14 protein-coding genes, 3 tRNA genes and 2 pseudogenes are annotated in these 13,691 nt (G+C 62.1%); 6 read left to right on the forward strand and 13 right to left on the reverse strand.

Annotation, left to right across the window (positions count from 1 at the left end):
- Positions 1–263: pseudogene (locus BLR94_RS28020) on the reverse strand (transposase); the annotation flags it as partial.
- Between the two features lie 61 nt (positions 264–324).
- On the opposite strand from BLR94_RS28020, the pseudogene BLR94_RS18715 reads away from it, so the two are divergent.
- Positions 325–659: pseudogene (locus tag BLR94_RS18715) on the forward strand (transposase); the annotation flags it as partial.
- Between the two features lie 98 nt (positions 660–757).
- Here BLR94_RS18715 and BLR94_RS18720 read toward each other — a convergent pair.
- The 3 genes from BLR94_RS18720 to BLR94_RS18730 form a co-directional block, all read right to left on the reverse strand.
- Positions 758–842: transfer RNA gene (locus BLR94_RS18720), tRNA-Leu, on the reverse strand.
- Between the two features lie 63 nt (positions 843–905).
- Positions 906–981, reverse strand: a tRNA-His gene (locus BLR94_RS18725).
- A 39-nt stretch (positions 982–1,020) separates the two neighbouring features.
- Positions 1,021–1,097 (reverse strand) — tRNA-Arg (locus BLR94_RS18730).
- Positions 1,098–1,365: 268 nt separating this feature from the next.
- On the opposite strand from BLR94_RS18730, the gene folD reads away from it, so the two are divergent.
- Entirely contained in the window at positions 1,366–2,220 is an 855-nt protein-coding gene (folD, locus tag BLR94_RS18735) for a bifunctional methylenetetrahydrofolate dehydrogenase/methenyltetrahydrofolate cyclohydrolase FolD (RefSeq protein WP_084307647.1), read from the forward strand.
- A 43-nt stretch (positions 2,221–2,263) separates the two neighbouring features.
- Here folD and BLR94_RS18740 read toward each other — a convergent pair whose 3' ends face one another.
- The 3 genes from BLR94_RS18740 to BLR94_RS18750 form a co-directional block, all read right to left on the reverse strand.
- Positions 2,264–4,207: a DEAD/DEAH box helicase gene (locus BLR94_RS18740; protein ID WP_084307646.1), complete on the reverse strand. Its 1,944-nt coding sequence runs from the start codon at positions 4,205–4,207 to the stop codon at positions 2,264–2,266.
- 79 nt (positions 4,208–4,286) lie between these two features.
- Positions 4,287–5,672, reverse strand: coding sequence for a cysteine--tRNA ligase (gene cysS, locus BLR94_RS18745; protein ID WP_084307645.1), 1,386 nt, complete (start codon positions 5,670–5,672; stop codon positions 4,287–4,289).
- Positions 5,673–7,340 (reverse strand): glutamine--tRNA ligase/YqeY domain fusion protein, encoded by a 1,668-nt coding sequence (locus BLR94_RS18750; RefSeq protein ID WP_084307644.1) that lies wholly within the window; start codon positions 7,338–7,340, stop codon positions 5,673–5,675. It lies immediately after the preceding gene.
- A gap of 180 nt (positions 7,341–7,520) precedes the next feature.
- Here BLR94_RS18750 and BLR94_RS18755 point away from each other — a divergent pair, with 180 nt between their 5' ends.
- Both BLR94_RS18755 and lpxH read left to right on the forward strand, forming a co-directional pair.
- A complete protein-coding gene (locus BLR94_RS18755; protein WP_084307643.1) occupies positions 7,521–8,015 on the forward strand; it encodes a peptidylprolyl isomerase in 495 nt (164 codons plus the stop codon).
- A complete protein-coding gene (gene lpxH, locus BLR94_RS18760) occupies positions 8,012–8,734 on the forward strand; it encodes a UDP-2,3-diacylglucosamine diphosphatase (RefSeq protein WP_084307642.1) in 723 nt (240 codons plus the stop codon). The genes BLR94_RS18755 and lpxH overlap by 4 nt, the downstream gene beginning before the upstream one ends.
- A 48-nt stretch (positions 8,735–8,782) precedes the next feature.
- Here lpxH and BLR94_RS18765 read toward each other — a convergent pair whose 3' ends face one another.
- Positions 8,783–9,400: a MiaE family protein gene (locus BLR94_RS18765; protein ID WP_084307641.1), complete on the reverse strand. Its 618-nt coding sequence runs from the start codon at positions 9,398–9,400 to the stop codon at positions 8,783–8,785.
- Positions 9,401–9,555: 155 nt separating this feature from the next.
- A complete protein-coding gene (gene copM, locus BLR94_RS18770) occupies positions 9,556–10,230 on the reverse strand; it encodes a CopM family metallochaperone (RefSeq protein WP_084307640.1) in 675 nt (224 codons plus the stop codon).
- Positions 10,231–10,391: 161 nt separating this feature from the next.
- Here copM and BLR94_RS18775 point away from each other — a divergent pair, with 161 nt between their 5' ends.
- Positions 10,392–11,252 carry a universal stress protein gene (locus BLR94_RS18775; RefSeq protein WP_084307639.1) on the forward strand — a complete coding sequence of 287 codons (861 nt, stop codon included), beginning with the start codon at positions 10,392–10,394 and terminating at the stop codon, positions 11,250–11,252.
- Here the strand turns inward: BLR94_RS18775 and BLR94_RS18780 are convergent, their stop codons facing one another.
- Positions 11,253–11,486 (reverse strand): DUF3820 family protein, encoded by a 234-nt coding sequence (locus tag BLR94_RS18780; protein ID WP_042552673.1) that lies wholly within the window; start codon positions 11,484–11,486, stop codon positions 11,253–11,255.
- Positions 11,487–11,599: 113 nt separating this feature from the next.
- Here BLR94_RS18780 and BLR94_RS18785 point away from each other — a divergent pair, with 113 nt between their 5' ends.
- A complete protein-coding gene (locus BLR94_RS18785) occupies positions 11,600–11,968 on the forward strand; it encodes a glutaredoxin family protein (protein ID WP_084307638.1) in 369 nt (122 codons plus the stop codon).
- Positions 11,969–12,139: 171 nt separating this feature from the next.
- Here the strand turns inward: BLR94_RS18785 and BLR94_RS18790 are convergent, their stop codons facing one another.
- From BLR94_RS18790 to cadR, 3 genes are all read right to left on the reverse strand, one after another.
- Positions 12,140–12,646, reverse strand: a complete 507-nt coding sequence (locus tag BLR94_RS18790; protein ID WP_084307660.1) for a cupredoxin domain-containing protein — start codon at positions 12,644–12,646, stop codon at positions 12,140–12,142.
- 100 nt (positions 12,647–12,746) lie between these two features.
- Positions 12,747–13,112, reverse strand: a complete 366-nt coding sequence (locus BLR94_RS18795; RefSeq protein ID WP_084307637.1) for a hypothetical protein — start codon at positions 13,110–13,112, stop codon at positions 12,747–12,749.
- A 57-nt stretch (positions 13,113–13,169) separates the two neighbouring features.
- On the reverse strand, positions 13,170–13,616 hold the full coding sequence (cadR, locus tag BLR94_RS18800) for a Cd(II)/Pb(II)-responsive transcriptional regulator (protein ID WP_084307636.1): 447 nt from the start codon (positions 13,614–13,616) through the stop codon (positions 13,170–13,172).
- Positions 13,617–13,691: the final 75 nt, after the last annotated feature.

Consider the following 13,691-nt stretch of genomic DNA (forward strand, 5'->3'; position numbering starts at 1 on the left):
GCAAAGTACGCGGCGGCCTTTTTTAGGATGTCTCGCTCTTCGGTCACTCGCTTGAGTTCAGCACGCAGACGACGCAGTTCGGCCTGCTGATCGTTCTCTTGCTGCCGCTTTTCCTGGGGCTTGCTGTAGCGCTTGATCCAGGCATACAGGCTGTGCACCGACATACCTAACCGCGCTGCCACTTCGGCTACAGGAAGGCCACGCTCGGTCACTTGCTTGACCGCTTCGATTTTGAATTCTTCGGGGTAACGCTGGTTGCTCATGGCACCTCCTAGTGGGCCTCATTATGAGGCTTGGAGGTGTCTACGAAACTAGGGGCGATTCAAACAGAGGATGGGCCGACCTCGCAGAGAGGATCGGCTGATGCTCCATGGCATCTTCTGGGCTCTTTGCTCCGGGGCTGCCTGGCGCGATCTTGCGGAGCGATTCGGCACATGGTCGACGGCGTATCAACGATTGAGACGACGGCACGTTTGAGCGGGTTCTTGAGCGACTGCACATCCAGTTGAATCAGGAGAGTCTGATTGATCTGGACACGTGGATGATTGACTCCACCGCAGTGCGCGCAACCCGAGCCTCCTCAGGCACCGGGAAAAAGGGGGCCAGAAGGACCGCTGGATCATGCTTTGGGGCGCAGCAGTGGTGGCCAAACCACAAAAGGCAGCCATCAAGGCTGCCTTTTTCATTCCCGCATTCCCAAAATGTTCCCAAGAGCTGGGTTATTCGGCTGAGCACCCCTGAAATAGGGGCTTAAAGATGGTGCGGACGGAGAGACTCGAACTCTCACGCCTTGCGGCGCTGGAACCTAAATCCAGTGTGTCTACCAATTCCACCACGTCCGCGTGGCAATACATTTTTCACAAACAAAAACGCCAGGCTTTTTAGGGCCTGGCGCTTTCAGAATATGGGGTGGACGAAGGGGATCGAACCCTCGACACCAGGAGCCACAATCCTGTGCTCTACCAACTGAGCTACGCCCACCATATTGCTTTACTGCTTCACTTGTGCCGACTCACCTAGTGGCGCACCCGGCAGGACTCGAACCTGCGACCATCCGCTTAGAAGGCGGATGCTCTATCCAGCTGAGCTACGGGCACTTATCCATCCACTAGAGCAGACTTCAAGCTTCGGCTGGAGCGGCCACTTTCGTTGCTGCCTTTGCCGCTTTACCCTGTCACTTGCTGTGCTCGCCAAGTGGTGCGCATCTTATAGAGCCCCCCCCGAGCCGTCAACACCCAGATCTAAAAAAATTGAGTTAGATAAAGGAGTTACACCAAATCTACCGTCTGGCGCCTTTGCCCTTCCTTAATGCCATGCGAGAATGCGCGTCCTTTTTCACTCCCCTTCAATGGTTAATCGAGCGCAATGACCGCACAACTGATAGATGGCAAAGCGATTGCCGCCAATATCCGCCAGCAGATTGCCCAGCGCGTCGCCGAACGGCGCCAGCAGGGGCTGCGTGCGCCAGGCCTGGCGGTGATCCTGGTCGGCAGCGATCCCGCCTCTCAGGTTTATGTCGCGCACAAACGCAAGGACTGCCAAGAGGTCGGCTTCGTTTCCCGCGCCTATGACCTGAGCGCCGACACCAGCCAGGACGAGTTGCTGAGCCTGATTGACTCACTGAATGAAGACGCGAGCATCGACGGCATCCTGGTGCAGCTGCCGCTGCCGGCGCACCTGGACTCATCATTGCTGCTCGAGCGCATTCGCCCGGACAAGGACGTGGACGGTTTCCATCCTTATAACATCGGCCGCCTGGCCCAGCGCATGCCGCTGCTGCGCCCCTGCACCCCCAAGGGCATCATGACCCTGCTGGCCAGCACTGGCGTCGACCTCTACGGGCTCGATGCCGTTGTAGTGGGTGCATCCAATATCGTCGGTCGCCCCATGGCCATGGAGCTGCTGCTCGGTGGCTGTACCGTGACCGTCACCCACCGCTTCACCAAGGATCTGGCCGGCCATGTGGCCCGTGCCGACATCGTTGTGGTTGCAGCCGGCAAGCCGGGCCTGGTCAAGGGGGAATGGATCAAGGAAGGCGCCATCGTCATCGACGTGGGCATCAATCGCCAGACCGATGGCAAGCTGATTGGTGACGTGGTGTATGAAACCGCCCTGCCCCGTGCTGGCTGGATCACCCCGGTACCAGGCGGTGTCGGCCCGATGACCCGCGCCTGCCTGCTGGAAAACACCCTGCATGCTGCGGAACATCTGCACGCCTGATAGCGTTTCGCAGCAGATAAAACGGCGCCCTCGGGCGCCGTTTTCAGTTCAGTGCGCCCGTCGCCCCTTGAGGCTTGCGCACGAACCACAGTACCCGGCTGACGCCGCGGGTCACCGCCACGTAGCCAAGACGCAGGCTCTCGTCGGCCATCACCTGATCGTAGCTGTTGGCGAAGAAACCACAGTATGCATACAGGGCGTTACGCAGCGGGTGAGGCGTAGGCGGCAGACAATCATCGAGGATGATCGCCACCTCGGCCTGCAGGCCCTTGGCGCGATGGATGGTGTAGGCCTTTACCGGGAGTTTGCGGCCGAGCCCGGCCTGCACCTCCTTGAGCGTCTCGTTGCGCCGCCCCAGCAGCAGTACCGCCGTGCGCTCCGTGGAATCGATGGCGCTGGCATACTCGCACTGGGCGGCAATTTCCTTCAGCAGATCAGGCATCTGCCGGGCCAGATCGAATGGCGTCACCAGTTGTACGCCATGCCCGCCGGGCGGCGTGACTCGGATCGCTTCGGTGGCTTTGTCCTGCTTGGAGGCAACCTCGCGCAGAATCGACTCGGCATCGCGGATCAGCGGCTCGATCGAGCGATAATTTGCCTGCAGCATCAGCACCGCACTCTGGCCCTTGCCCTTGCTCGGGAAGTGCCGGTCAAAGGCCATGAACAGCTCCGGCGAACTGCCACGCCAAGCATAGATCGACTGCCAATCGTCACCGATGGCCATCAGGCTCACTGCCTTCGAAGCGCCGGCCAGGCGCCGATGCACCGCCTGCAGCCATTGCACGATCTGCGGTGAGACATCCTGGAATTCGTCGATCAGCAGATGGGAGAAGCTCGCCAGCGCCTCGGCGGGCAGCCGCCCGTCGCCTTCATCAAGCATCTGCGTCAGCTGCTGGAAGGCGCCATTGAAGGTCATCAGGCCCTGCTCGCCAAGACGCTGCTGCAAGGTCCGCCAGAAAGCCTGCAAGGCGAGGAGAAAAAGGCGTTCCTGATCCGAACAAGGCACCGCGACCACCGCCAGTTGGTCGATGCGAATGCCGATGCTCTCGATAAAGCCTGCCTGGCCGTAGAACACCTCGAACAACGGTACAGCGTGCAGCTCGCCAGTCAGTCGGAATGGCTGCAGTGGCGCCTTCGGCAACGGCTTGTGCTCATCCGGGGCAGGCGAACCGAGCAGCCTGTGAACCTGCGCGCGAAACGCTGGATCCGCGGCGTAACAGGCCTGATAGACCTCTTTCAGCAGACGCCCCTGCGCAGCGCCCAGGCGACCGCCAGCCAGCGGATTATCCGGCTCGCTGGCAGCAGCTCGCTTGTCACCCAGTTGTTCGAACCAACCCGGGTTGCCCAATGCCTGACGGGCCAGCACACCCATCGCCGCGTGAAAGGTGCGTACGCATTGCTGTATCGCACGCTCGTCGACGGGCGACTGCCAGAACGCCAGCAACTTCGACAGCCGCTCACGCAGCTCGACGCAGGATGCATGGGTAAAGGAAATCACCGTCAGCCGTTCGGGTTCGATGTTCAGGTGACAGAGCATGAAGACCACACGCAGCACCAGGGTCGTCGACTTGCCCGATCCTGCACCGGCAAAGATACGCGTCAACGGTTGGCGAGCGAGGATCATTGCCCATTGCTCGTCGGAAGGCGCGCCGACCACCCCGGCCGCAACGGCTCGGGCGACGCTGTCCCGCATGGCCTGCTCCTGGGCAGCGGTGATTTTCATGGCGACCGCCGAGTAGACACCGGCGCTCGGGCGCCTAACGGGCTTTTTTGGCGCGCCCCCTCCCTGGCCGCGCCCCTTCGCACCCGCGCCCTTCCCTGCGCGCTTGGCTGCCGCCTTCTTCCCGGCGGCAGGCTTGCCGGCGGTTTTCGCGGCAGACTTCAGGCGTTCGGCAGTGGCGTGCCTTTCGGCTTCCAGATAGGCCGCGGTACGGGGGAAGTAACGGGCCAGCGTGGTGGAAAGCAGCAGTTTGTAACGGCTCAGCATGGTGTTTCCGTAGCGAATGCGATGTGGGCGTCTGGAAATGAAAAGGCCGCTAATGCGGCCTTTTCGATGCAGCGGGGGATTACTCGGCAAGACGCCAGGTGGTGCCGCCCTTACCGTCCTCGAGTACCACGCCCAAGGCGGCGATCTGATCGCGGATACGGTCGGATTCGGCCCAGTTCTTCTCGGCACGGGCCTGCAGGCGCGCCGCGATCAAGGCTTCCACTTCGGCCGCATCGACCTTGCCTTCGGCGCCAGCCCTGAGAAAAGCATCCGGTTCCAGCTGCAGCACGCCGAGCAGGCCGGCCAGTCGCTTGAGCTGAGCGGCCAGACCGGCAGTGGCCTGCAGGTCGCTTTCACGCAGGCGGTTGATCTCGCGGATCATCTCGAACAGCACCGCGCAGGCTTCCGGCGAGTTGAAGTCGTCGTCCATCGCCGCGCCGAAACGCTCGACGAACGCCTCGCCACCAGCCGGAGCGACGTCGGGCAAGCCCTTGAGCCCGTTGTAGAAGCGCTCCAGGGCGCCTTTGGCTTCCTTGAGGCTTTCTTCCGAGTAGTTGATCGGGCTGCGGTAATGGCTGGACACCAGCAGGTAGCGAACCACCTCCGGATGGTATTTCTCCAGTACCTCACGGATGGTGAAGAAGTTGCCCAGGCTCTTGGACATCTTCTCGCCATCCACACGCACCGCGCCAGCGTGCATCCAGGCATTGGCGTACTGCTTGCCGGTCGCCGCCTCGCTCTGTGCGATCTCGTTCTCGTGGTGCGGGAACACCAGATCCGGCCCGCCGCCGTGAATGTCGAAGGTCTCGCCCAGGCAGCAGGTGGACATCACCGAGCACTCGATGTGCCAGCCCGGCCGGCCAGCGCCCCAGGGCGACTGCCAGCTCGGCTCGCCTGGCTTGGCACCTTTCCACAGCACGAAGTCCAGCGGGTCCTGCTTGATCTCGTCGACCTCGATACGTGCACCGATCTTCAGGTCTTCGATCTTCTTGCGAGACAGCTTGCCGTAGCCGACGAACTTGCCGACGCGGTAATACACGTCGCCATTTCCCGGCGCATAGGCGTACCCCTTGTCGATCAGGGTCTGGATCATCTCGTGCATGCCGGCGATATGCCCGGTGGCACGCGGCTCCTGATCCGGGCGCAAGACCGACAGGCGCGCTTCGTCTTCGTGCATCGCCGCGATCATGCGCTCGACCAGCGTCTCGAACGGCTCGCCGTTCTCATTGGCACGCCTGATGATCTTGTCGTCGATGTCGGTGATATTGCGCACGTAGGTCACGTCATAGCCGCGATGCCGCAGCCAGCGGGTGACCACGTCGAATGCGACCATCACCCTGGCATGGCCGATGTGGCAGAAGTCGTAGACCGTCATGCCGCACACGTACAGGCGCACGTGATTACCGACCAGCGGCTTGAAGGGCTCTTTGACCTTGCTCAGGGTGTTGTAAATGCTCAGTGCCATTTACTGCCCCCAGGAATCGCGCAGGGTGACGGTGCGGTTGAAGACCAGAGCGTCCGGCTTGGAGTCCTTGGCGTCCAGGCAGAAATAGCCTTCGCGCTCGAACTGGAAGCGATCGTCCACACTGGCCTGAGCCAGCGATGGCTCGGCACGGCAACCCTTGAGCACCACCAGGGAATCGGGGTTGATGTTGTCGAGGAAGCTGCCGCTGTCTTCGGCCTTTTCCGGGTTGGCCGAACGGAACAGACGGTCATACAGGCGAACCTCGCACTCGACGCTCTCGGCCGCCGGAACCCAGTGGATCACGCCCTTGACCTTGCGGCCTTCCGGGTTCTTGCCCAGGGTGTTTTCGTCGTAGGAGCAGCGCAGCTCGACGATATGGCCGGCGGCATCCTTGATCGCTTCGTCGGCGCGAATCACGTAGCTACCGCGCAGGCGTGCTTCCCCGCCAGGAACCAGGCGCTTGAAGCCGTCCGGCGGAGTTTCTTCGAAGTCGCCGGCGTCGATGTAGATCTCGCGGGAGAACGGCAGCACGCGGGTGCCGATATCCTGCTTGGGATGGCGCGCCAGTTCCAGGTTCTCGACCTTGCCTTCCGGGTAATTGGTGATCACCACCTTGAGCGGCTTGAGCACGCACATGGCGCGCGACGCGTTGGCGTCGAGGTCTTCGCGGATGGCGAACTCGAGCATGCCGATGTCCACCAGGCCGCCGGCGCGGTTGACGCCGATCATGTCGCAGAAGGTGCGGATAGAAGCCGGCGTGTAGCCACGGCGACGGTAGCCCGAGAGCGTCGACATGCGCGGGTCATCCCAGCCGTTGACGTGCTTCTCGTCGACCAGTTGCTTGAGTTTGCGCTTGCTGGTGATGGTGTAGTTCAGGTTCAGGCGGGCGAATTCGTACTGACGTGGCTGCGCCGGCACCGGCAGATTGGCCAGGAACCATTCGTACAGCGGGCGATGATCCTCGAACTCCAGGGTGCAGATGGAGTGGGTCACGCCTTCGATGGCATCCGACTGGCCATGGGTGAAGTCGTAGCTCGGGTAGATGCACCACTTGTCACCGGTCTGGTGATGATGGGCGTGGCGGATGCGATAGAGGATCGGGTCGCGCAGGTTCATGTTGCGCGACGCCATGTCGATCTTGGCGCGCAGGGCGCGAGCGCCATCCGGGAACTCGCCGGCCTTCATGCGTGCGAACAGATCGAGGTTCTCGGAAACCGAGCGCTCGCGGTATGGGCTGTCCTTGCCGGGGGTATTCAGGGTGCCACGGTATTCGCGGGCTTCGTCCGGCGACAGGTCGTCGACGTAGGCCTTGCCAGCCTCGATCAGCTCGACGGCCCAGTCATGCAGTTGGTCGAAGTAATTGGAAGCATAACGCTCCTCGCCGGCCCACTTGAAGCCGAGCCACTCGACGTCGGCCTTGATGGCGTCGATATATTCCTGATCTTCCTTGGCCGGGTTGGTGTCGTCGAAACGCAGGTTGCACTCGCCAGCGAATTCCTCGGCCAGGCCGAAGTTCAGGCAGATCGACTTGGCATGGCCGATATGCAGGTAGCCATTGGGCTCCGGCGGGAAACGGGTGATGATCTTGGCATGCTTGCCAGCGTCCAGATCAGCCTGGACGAGGGGACGCAGGAAGTTGGCGGCTTTTTCGACGGTAGGCTTGCTCATGGTGTCCTTAGCGCGTGCGGATTGCGGCACAGGGTAGGCCGACTAAAACAAAGCGCTTATCATAGCCCAAGCTGTCAACCCCCTGACAGGCCTTGGTGCCTGCTCCTGACCTCGGGCCGACATAAATGTCCGCCGCGAGCAGGGAGTGGCCCGCGACTTACTCGACAGAGCGATAACCACATGATCAAGCTGCACACCAACCACGGCGTCATCACCCTGAAGCTGTTCGAAGACAAGGCTCCGGCCACCGCCGCCAACTTCAAGGAATACGTGAAGAGCGGCCATTACGACGGCACGGTGTTCCACCGCGTGATCGGCAACTTCATGATCCAGGGGGGCGGTTTCGAACCGGGCATGAAGCAGAAGCCGACCAAGGCGACGATCAAGAACGAAGCCAACAACGGCTTGAGCAACAAAACCGGTACCGTGGCCATGGCGCGTACCATGGAGCCGCATTCGGCCTCCGCGCAGTTCTTCATCAACGTTGCCGACAACACCTTCCTCGACCACAGCGCACCGACCGTGCAGGGCTGGGGCTATGCGGTGTTCGGTGAAGTGGTCGAAGGCCTGGACGTGGTCGAAGCCATCAAGGGCGTCGCCACCACCATGAAATCCGGCCACCAGGACGTTCCGGCCGAAGACGTGATCATCGAGAAGGCCGAGATCGTCGAGTGATCCTGCTGATCGCCGACCTGCATCTTGAAGAGGAGCGCCCGGACATCAGCCGGGCGTTCTTGCATTTCCTCGCCCACCGGGCGAGCCAGGCCGAGGCGCTGTACATCCTCGGCGATTTTTTCGAAGTATGGATTGGCGACGACGCCATGAGCCCCTTTCAGCACCGCATCGCCCAGGCCCTGCGGCGCCTGAGCGACGGCGGTACGCGGGTCTACCTGATGCATGGCAATCGCGACTTCCTGCTTGGCAAGGCATTCTGCCGCGAGGCCGGTTGCACGCTGCTCGGCGATCCTCACGAAGTGCGCTTCGCCGGCGAAAAGGTACTGCTCATGCACGGTGACAGCCTGTGCACCCTGGATGTCGGCTACATGAAGATGCGCCGCCTGTTGCGCAACCCCATCAGCCTGTTCATCTTGCGCAACCTGCCGCTGGGCACCCGCCACAAGCTGGCGCGCAAGCTACGCTCGGAAAGCCGCTCGCAGACCCGCATGAAGGCCAGCGATATCGTCGACGTCACGCCGGAAGAAGTGCAGCGGGTGATGGCGACCCATGGCGTGCGCACGCTGATCCACGGTCATACCCACCGCCCTGCCAACCACGACTTGCTGGTCGATGGCCAACCGGCACGACGCATCGTCCTCGGCGACTGGGATAGACAAGGCTGGACCCTGCAGATCGATGAAAACGGCTTCAACCAGAGCGCCTTCGCCCTGGCCTGAAGCAGCCCCCGCAGGCAGCCCGGCGCTTAGCGAGGCGATACCCGGGAACTACCCCGTCCAGGCCTGCGGAACGCCGCTATGGAAGCGGAACTCCGTATCGGGCGACTCGATAAGCTCCTGCTCGACCGCCCTCACCCGCTCGATGGTCTGATCGACATCTGCCGCATCGCCATATTGATAGGCGAGTTTCAGGTAACCCTGAAAGTGCCGCGCTTCGCTTTTCAGCAGGCCGAAGTAGAACTTGCCCAGCTCTTCGTCCAGGTGCGGCACGATTGCCTCGAAGCGTTCGCAACTGCGCGCCTCGATAAAGGCACCGACCACCAGGGTGTCGACCAGCTTGTAGGGCTCGTGATTGCGCGTCACCTTGCGCAGGCCGGAGGCGTAGCGCGCCGCGGACACCGGGCGCAAGCCGATCTTGCGCCGCTTCATGATGCGCAGCACCTGCTCGTGATGCACCAGCTCCTCGCGGGCCAGGCGCGACATCATGTTGATCAGGTCGGCATGGCAGCTGTACTTGGCCATCAGGCTGAGCGCCGTGCTGGCCGCCTTGAACTCGCAGTTCTTGTGGTCGATCAGCATGATGTCCTGATTGGCCAGGGCGGCGTCGACCCACGCCAGGGGCGTGCGGCAGCCGAGAAAATCATGGATTTCCGGCAGGTTCGGCATGGCGCTGCGGCGGCTGGGCGATGGCTGATCGGGAGCAGTGGCTGGAAACAACACGGGTCTGGGCTCTGGCGGCTGGCTATTTGATAAGCCGGCCATTATAGGGCCGCCAGAGCGGCGCGTCCTGCCTATCGACCCGCGCAGATTGGTCGAACGGCTCAGTTGTTTTCCAGCCAAGCCTTCATCTGGGTGATTTCCTGCTCCTGCGCGGCGATGACCTGTTTGGCAAGCTTCAGCACTGCCGGGTCGGAACCATAAGCCAGCGCAACCTTGGCCATATCGATGGCGCCCTGGTGGTGCGGAATCATCCCGCGCATGAAATCCTGATCAGCGTCACCGCTCAAATCAACGGCCATGGCACCGTGCATTCGATGGTTGACGCCCTCGAACGCGGCCTTGACTTCAGCGCTCCTGCCGGCATCGACAGTAGCCTCGTAGCGCGCCGCGTTAGCGGCCAGCCACTCGTTCATCAGGCCGATCTCCTGATCCTGCGCGGCAATGACCTCGTTGGCCAAGGCCCGCACCCTTGCATCGCTGCCGTACTGCAGCGCGACCTTGGCCATCTCGATGGCGCCCTGATGATGGGGAATCATGCCGCGCATGAAATCCACGTCGGCACTGCCCGTCAGCGTGACGGCCATCGCCTTGTGCATCCTGTCGTTGATGGCGCGGTAGGCGGTCGTCGAGGCACTGGCATTCGCCGACGTACCCTCGGCCGAGTGCGCGGCATGCCCGCCTGCGTGGCCATTGGCGGCATCCTGGGCGCTCGCCATGCCGGCGGTCAGCACGGACGCCCCGGCAAACAGCAGTAAACCTAGCGTTTTGGCTTTCATTGACGATCCTCGACCATTGATAAGAGCTCGGAACCTACACCTTGCCACGACGGGAAGGTCAAGATGCGGCCTGGCGCTGCGGCTTGCGTCAACGGGCCACGGTCACAGGCGCAACAGGCCATCTATAGTGAATAGGGCAAGCCACACGCCGAGGAACCCCCATGCAAGCCATCCGCAGCATTCTCGTGGTCATTGAGGGCGATGCAGAGGAACTGGCGCTCAAACGTGCCAAGCTGATCGCTGGCGTGACCCAATCGCACCTGCATCTGCTGGTATGCGACGACGCCGAGGACCGCAGCGGCCAATTGCGCCAGCTGTGCAACGCGCTGCTCCAGGATGGCTACAGCGTCAGCGGCCAGCAGGCTTGGCACGGCAGCGTTCACGACACCATCGGCAGTGCCCAGCAGGCCGAGGGCTGCGGCCTGGTGATCAAGCGACACAGGCCCGACAACCCACTGAAAAAGGCCCTGCTCACACCCGATGACTGGAAGCTGCTGCGTTATTGCCCCTGCCCGGTGCTGCTGGTGAAGACTCACACGGCCTGGGCTGGCGGCAACGTACTGGCAGCCGTGGACGTGGGCAATGCCGACGGCGAGCATCGCGAGCTGCATACCCGCATCGTCGATCACGGCTACGACATCGCCAACCTGGCCAAGGCCTCCCTGCACGTGATCAGTGCCCATCCATCACCGATGCTGGCGGCTGCCGACCCGACCTTTCAGTTGCAGGAAACCATCGAAGCGCATTATCGCCAACAGTGCCGCACGTTTCAGCAGACCTACGACATCGATGACGAGCACCTGCATATCGCCCAAGGCCCGGCCGATGTACTGATCCCACACTTCGCACACCAGTTGCAGGCGGCCGTCACGGTGATCGGCAGCGTGGCGCGCACCGGTTTCAGTGGTGCGCTGATCGGTAACACCGCGGAGGTGATCCTCGACACCTTGGAAAGCGACATTCTGGTGCTCAAGCCCGATGGCATCATCGAGCACCTGGAGCAGCGCCTCAGCGAGCGCTGATCATTCGCGAAAGGGCTGCCGCGGCTTGCTGCGCAAGGGGTCGAGCAGCGATGACAAACCGTTGTGATCGATTTCCTGCATCAGCGCCAGCAACTGACCGATCTCGCCCTTCGGGAAGCCTTCACGGGCGAACCAGTTCAGGTAATGCCCCGGCAGGTCGGCGATCAGCCGCCCCTTGTATTTGCCAAAGGGCATTTCTCGGCTCACCAGCAATTTCAGGTCTTCGGGTTTCATGACATCGGCCGTTGGGTTTGCGTTAGCCGGCATTATGCCGCAAGCGCCAGCCGGTTGGGCCGGCCGCTCAACTCGGGTAAGCTGCGCGCCGTTCACCTCTACGGGTACTTTCCATGATTATCAAGGCACTGCGCCTCGGCCTCGGCCAACTGATCGTTCTCGGCGACCTCGCCACCCGTCCGGCCAAGATGAAGCGGGCACCTGAAGCACAGGCTGCCGTCGACCAGGCGGCGGGCAGCCTGGCGTTGTACCAGTTCAATGCCTGCCCGTTCTGCGTGAAGATTCGCCGCAAGTTGCACGCGCTCAATGTACCTGTCGCCCTGCGTGACGCCAAGAACGATGCCAGCTCCCGCAGCGAGCTGGAGAGCCAGGGCGGCAAGGTCCAGGTGCCGTGCCTGCGTATCGAAGAAAATGGCCGGAGCACCTGGCTGTACGAATCCAGGGCCATTGCAGCCTATCTGGATCAACGCTTCGCGGCGTGAACCGCTTCGGTAGCCTGGCGTAGAGCGAAGCGAAACCCAGGGAGCGATTCTGCAAGATCATCAAGACAAGCCTCGCGACTGCTCCCTGCACATCGCTGCACTCAGTGACAGGCTACAGAAACCAAGTCCAGCGAAGGCGCAAGCGGAAATACCTCCGGCTGCGCCCTTTTCTCACTTGGCTACGGCGACCTGACCGACCATGCCGGCCTGATAATGGCCGACGATCAGGCAACCGAAGTCGAAGTCACCGGCGCGGTTGAATGTCCAGGTCACCTCGCCCTGCTTGCCAGGCTGCACGTGCAGCATGTCCATGCCGGCGTGCGCCATGGTCGGTTGCTTCAGCATCTGGGCGGCGTGCTCGTCCAGTCGCGCTTTGTCGCCCAGCACGAACTCGTGCAGCACCTGCCCGTCGTTGTGCAGCACGAAACGCACCGTCTCGCCCTCCTTGACCTCCAGCTTGTCCGGCACGAAACGCATCTGGTCGTTCATGCGGATTTCCACCGTACGTGTCGCCTTGGCGGCATCCCCGGGAATCCCCCAGGGTTTCTGCCCTGCATCGCCCGCAGCGTGACCGGCGCCGTGGCCAGCGCCGTGCTCATGCTCGGCGGCATTGAGCACGGGCGCTTGAAGAAGCGCGGCAAGCGCCATGGCACTGATAAGGGGTTTAGTGATTCGCATCGTGTTTGCCTCGTGAATTTCCATCGGCATGCTCTTGGGCACGCGGGGCACGTGGCAGGCCGATTGCTGGCTGCCACGCACTGATTAACTGAAAAATGAATCAGCCAATGAAATGACGAGGTGGACGATCCGGCGTGTCGGCGATGTACCCGATGAATTGCTCCTGCCAGGCTGCCAGAGGCCTATCCCGTGGCAACTGGGAGGCAGCGCCGATAGCAGGACTCAAGGTCACCGCGCCGACGCAGAACACGCAGAGGCTGCAGGCAGCGTGCCCTGGCGCCTTCTGCTCGCTGGGCGCCAGGTGGTGACTGCAGGCCGTGCCGCAGGAATGCGCCTCATCGGCCAGGTGCATGGCATGACCCTGCCCGCCGACCGCAAGCGCCATGCCGACCGCAGCGATGCCCTGCGCCGGCAACGCCAGCATCAGCACGCACAGCAGCAGGACACGCAGTGGACGGGAAGACATCGGATGCCTAGTACGCAACGAGGAAAAATCGATTATGCCCAAATCCCGGCCGCGCGACTAATGCTGATGGCTGCGCCCGACATGGGACACATCCTTCTCGGCATGCAGGTTGTCACTGGTACTGAGCTGGCGAATGATCTCGCAAGGCGACGATTGCCGATCCGCCAAGCAACTATTGCGCAGCTCGACCAGTTGCCCCTGTAGCGACTGCAGGCTGGCGATGCGCGCGTTGACGTGTTCGATGTGTTCATCGATCAGGGTATTGATGGCTTCGCAGTTCTCCGCCGGCCTGCCGCGCAGGCTGAGCAGCTCGCGAATCTCGTCGAGGGTCATGTCCAGGGTGCGGCAGTTGCGGATGAAGGTCAGCCGTTCGACATGCTCCGGCCGATACAGCCGATAGTTGCCTTCGCTGCGCTGCGGTGCAGGCAGCAGCCCTTCACGCTCGTAATACCGAATGGTCTCCACCTGGCTCCCGGTGACTGCTGCCAATTCGCCAATTTTCATAATCCGGCCCTCGATTGCTTGACCCTATAGTGGCTACAGGGTGTTCACTCTGCAACAGGTTATTCGGAGAAGCAC

The sequence above is a fragment of the Phytopseudomonas flavescens genome (assembly GCF_900100535.1).
GTDB classification, from domain to species: Bacteria; Pseudomonadota; Gammaproteobacteria; order Pseudomonadales; family Pseudomonadaceae; genus Aquipseudomonas; species Aquipseudomonas flavescens.

Bases quoted from the DNA above. Each gene is read 5' to 3' on its own strand.
- BLR94_RS18750 (WP_084307644.1), bottom strand. From the start codon at position 7,340: ATGAGCAAGCCTACCGTCGAAAAAGCCGCCAACTTCCTGCGTCCCCTC.
- BLR94_RS18785 (WP_084307638.1), top strand. From the start codon at position 11,600: ATGATTATCAAGGCACTGCGCCTCGGCCTCGGCCAACTGATCGTTCTC.
- BLR94_RS18795 (WP_084307637.1), bottom strand. From the start codon at position 13,112: ATGTCTTCCCGTCCACTGCGTGTCCTGCTGCTGTGCGTGCTGATGCTG.
- folD (WP_084307647.1), top strand. From the start codon at position 1,366: ATGACCGCACAACTGATAGATGGCAAAGCGATTGCCGCCAATATCCGC.
- BLR94_RS18755 (WP_084307643.1), top strand. From the start codon at position 7,521: ATGATCAAGCTGCACACCAACCACGGCGTCATCACCCTGAAGCTGTTC.
- BLR94_RS18765 (WP_084307641.1), bottom strand. From the start codon at position 9,400: ATGCCGAACCTGCCGGAAATCCATGATTTTCTCGGCTGCCGCACGCCC.
- BLR94_RS18775 (WP_084307639.1), top strand. From the start codon at position 10,392: ATGCAAGCCATCCGCAGCATTCTCGTGGTCATTGAGGGCGATGCAGAG.
- BLR94_RS18790 (WP_084307660.1), bottom strand. From the start codon at position 12,646: ATGCGAATCACTAAACCCCTTATCAGTGCCATGGCGCTTGCCGCGCTT.
- copM (WP_084307640.1), bottom strand. From the start codon at position 10,230: ATGAAAGCCAAAACGCTAGGTTTACTGCTGTTTGCCGGGGCGTCCGTG.
- BLR94_RS18780 (WP_042552673.1), bottom strand. From the start codon at position 11,486: ATGAAACCCGAAGACCTGAAATTGCTGGTGAGCCGAGAAATGCCCTTT.
- cadR (WP_084307636.1), bottom strand. From the start codon at position 13,616: ATGAAAATTGGCGAATTGGCAGCAGTCACCGGGAGCCAGGTGGAGACC.
- cysS (WP_084307645.1), bottom strand. From the start codon at position 5,672: ATGGCACTGAGCATTTACAACACCCTGAGCAAGGTCAAAGAGCCCTTC.
- BLR94_RS18740 (WP_084307646.1), bottom strand. From the start codon at position 4,207: ATGCTGAGCCGTTACAAACTGCTGCTTTCCACCACGCTGGCCCGTTAC.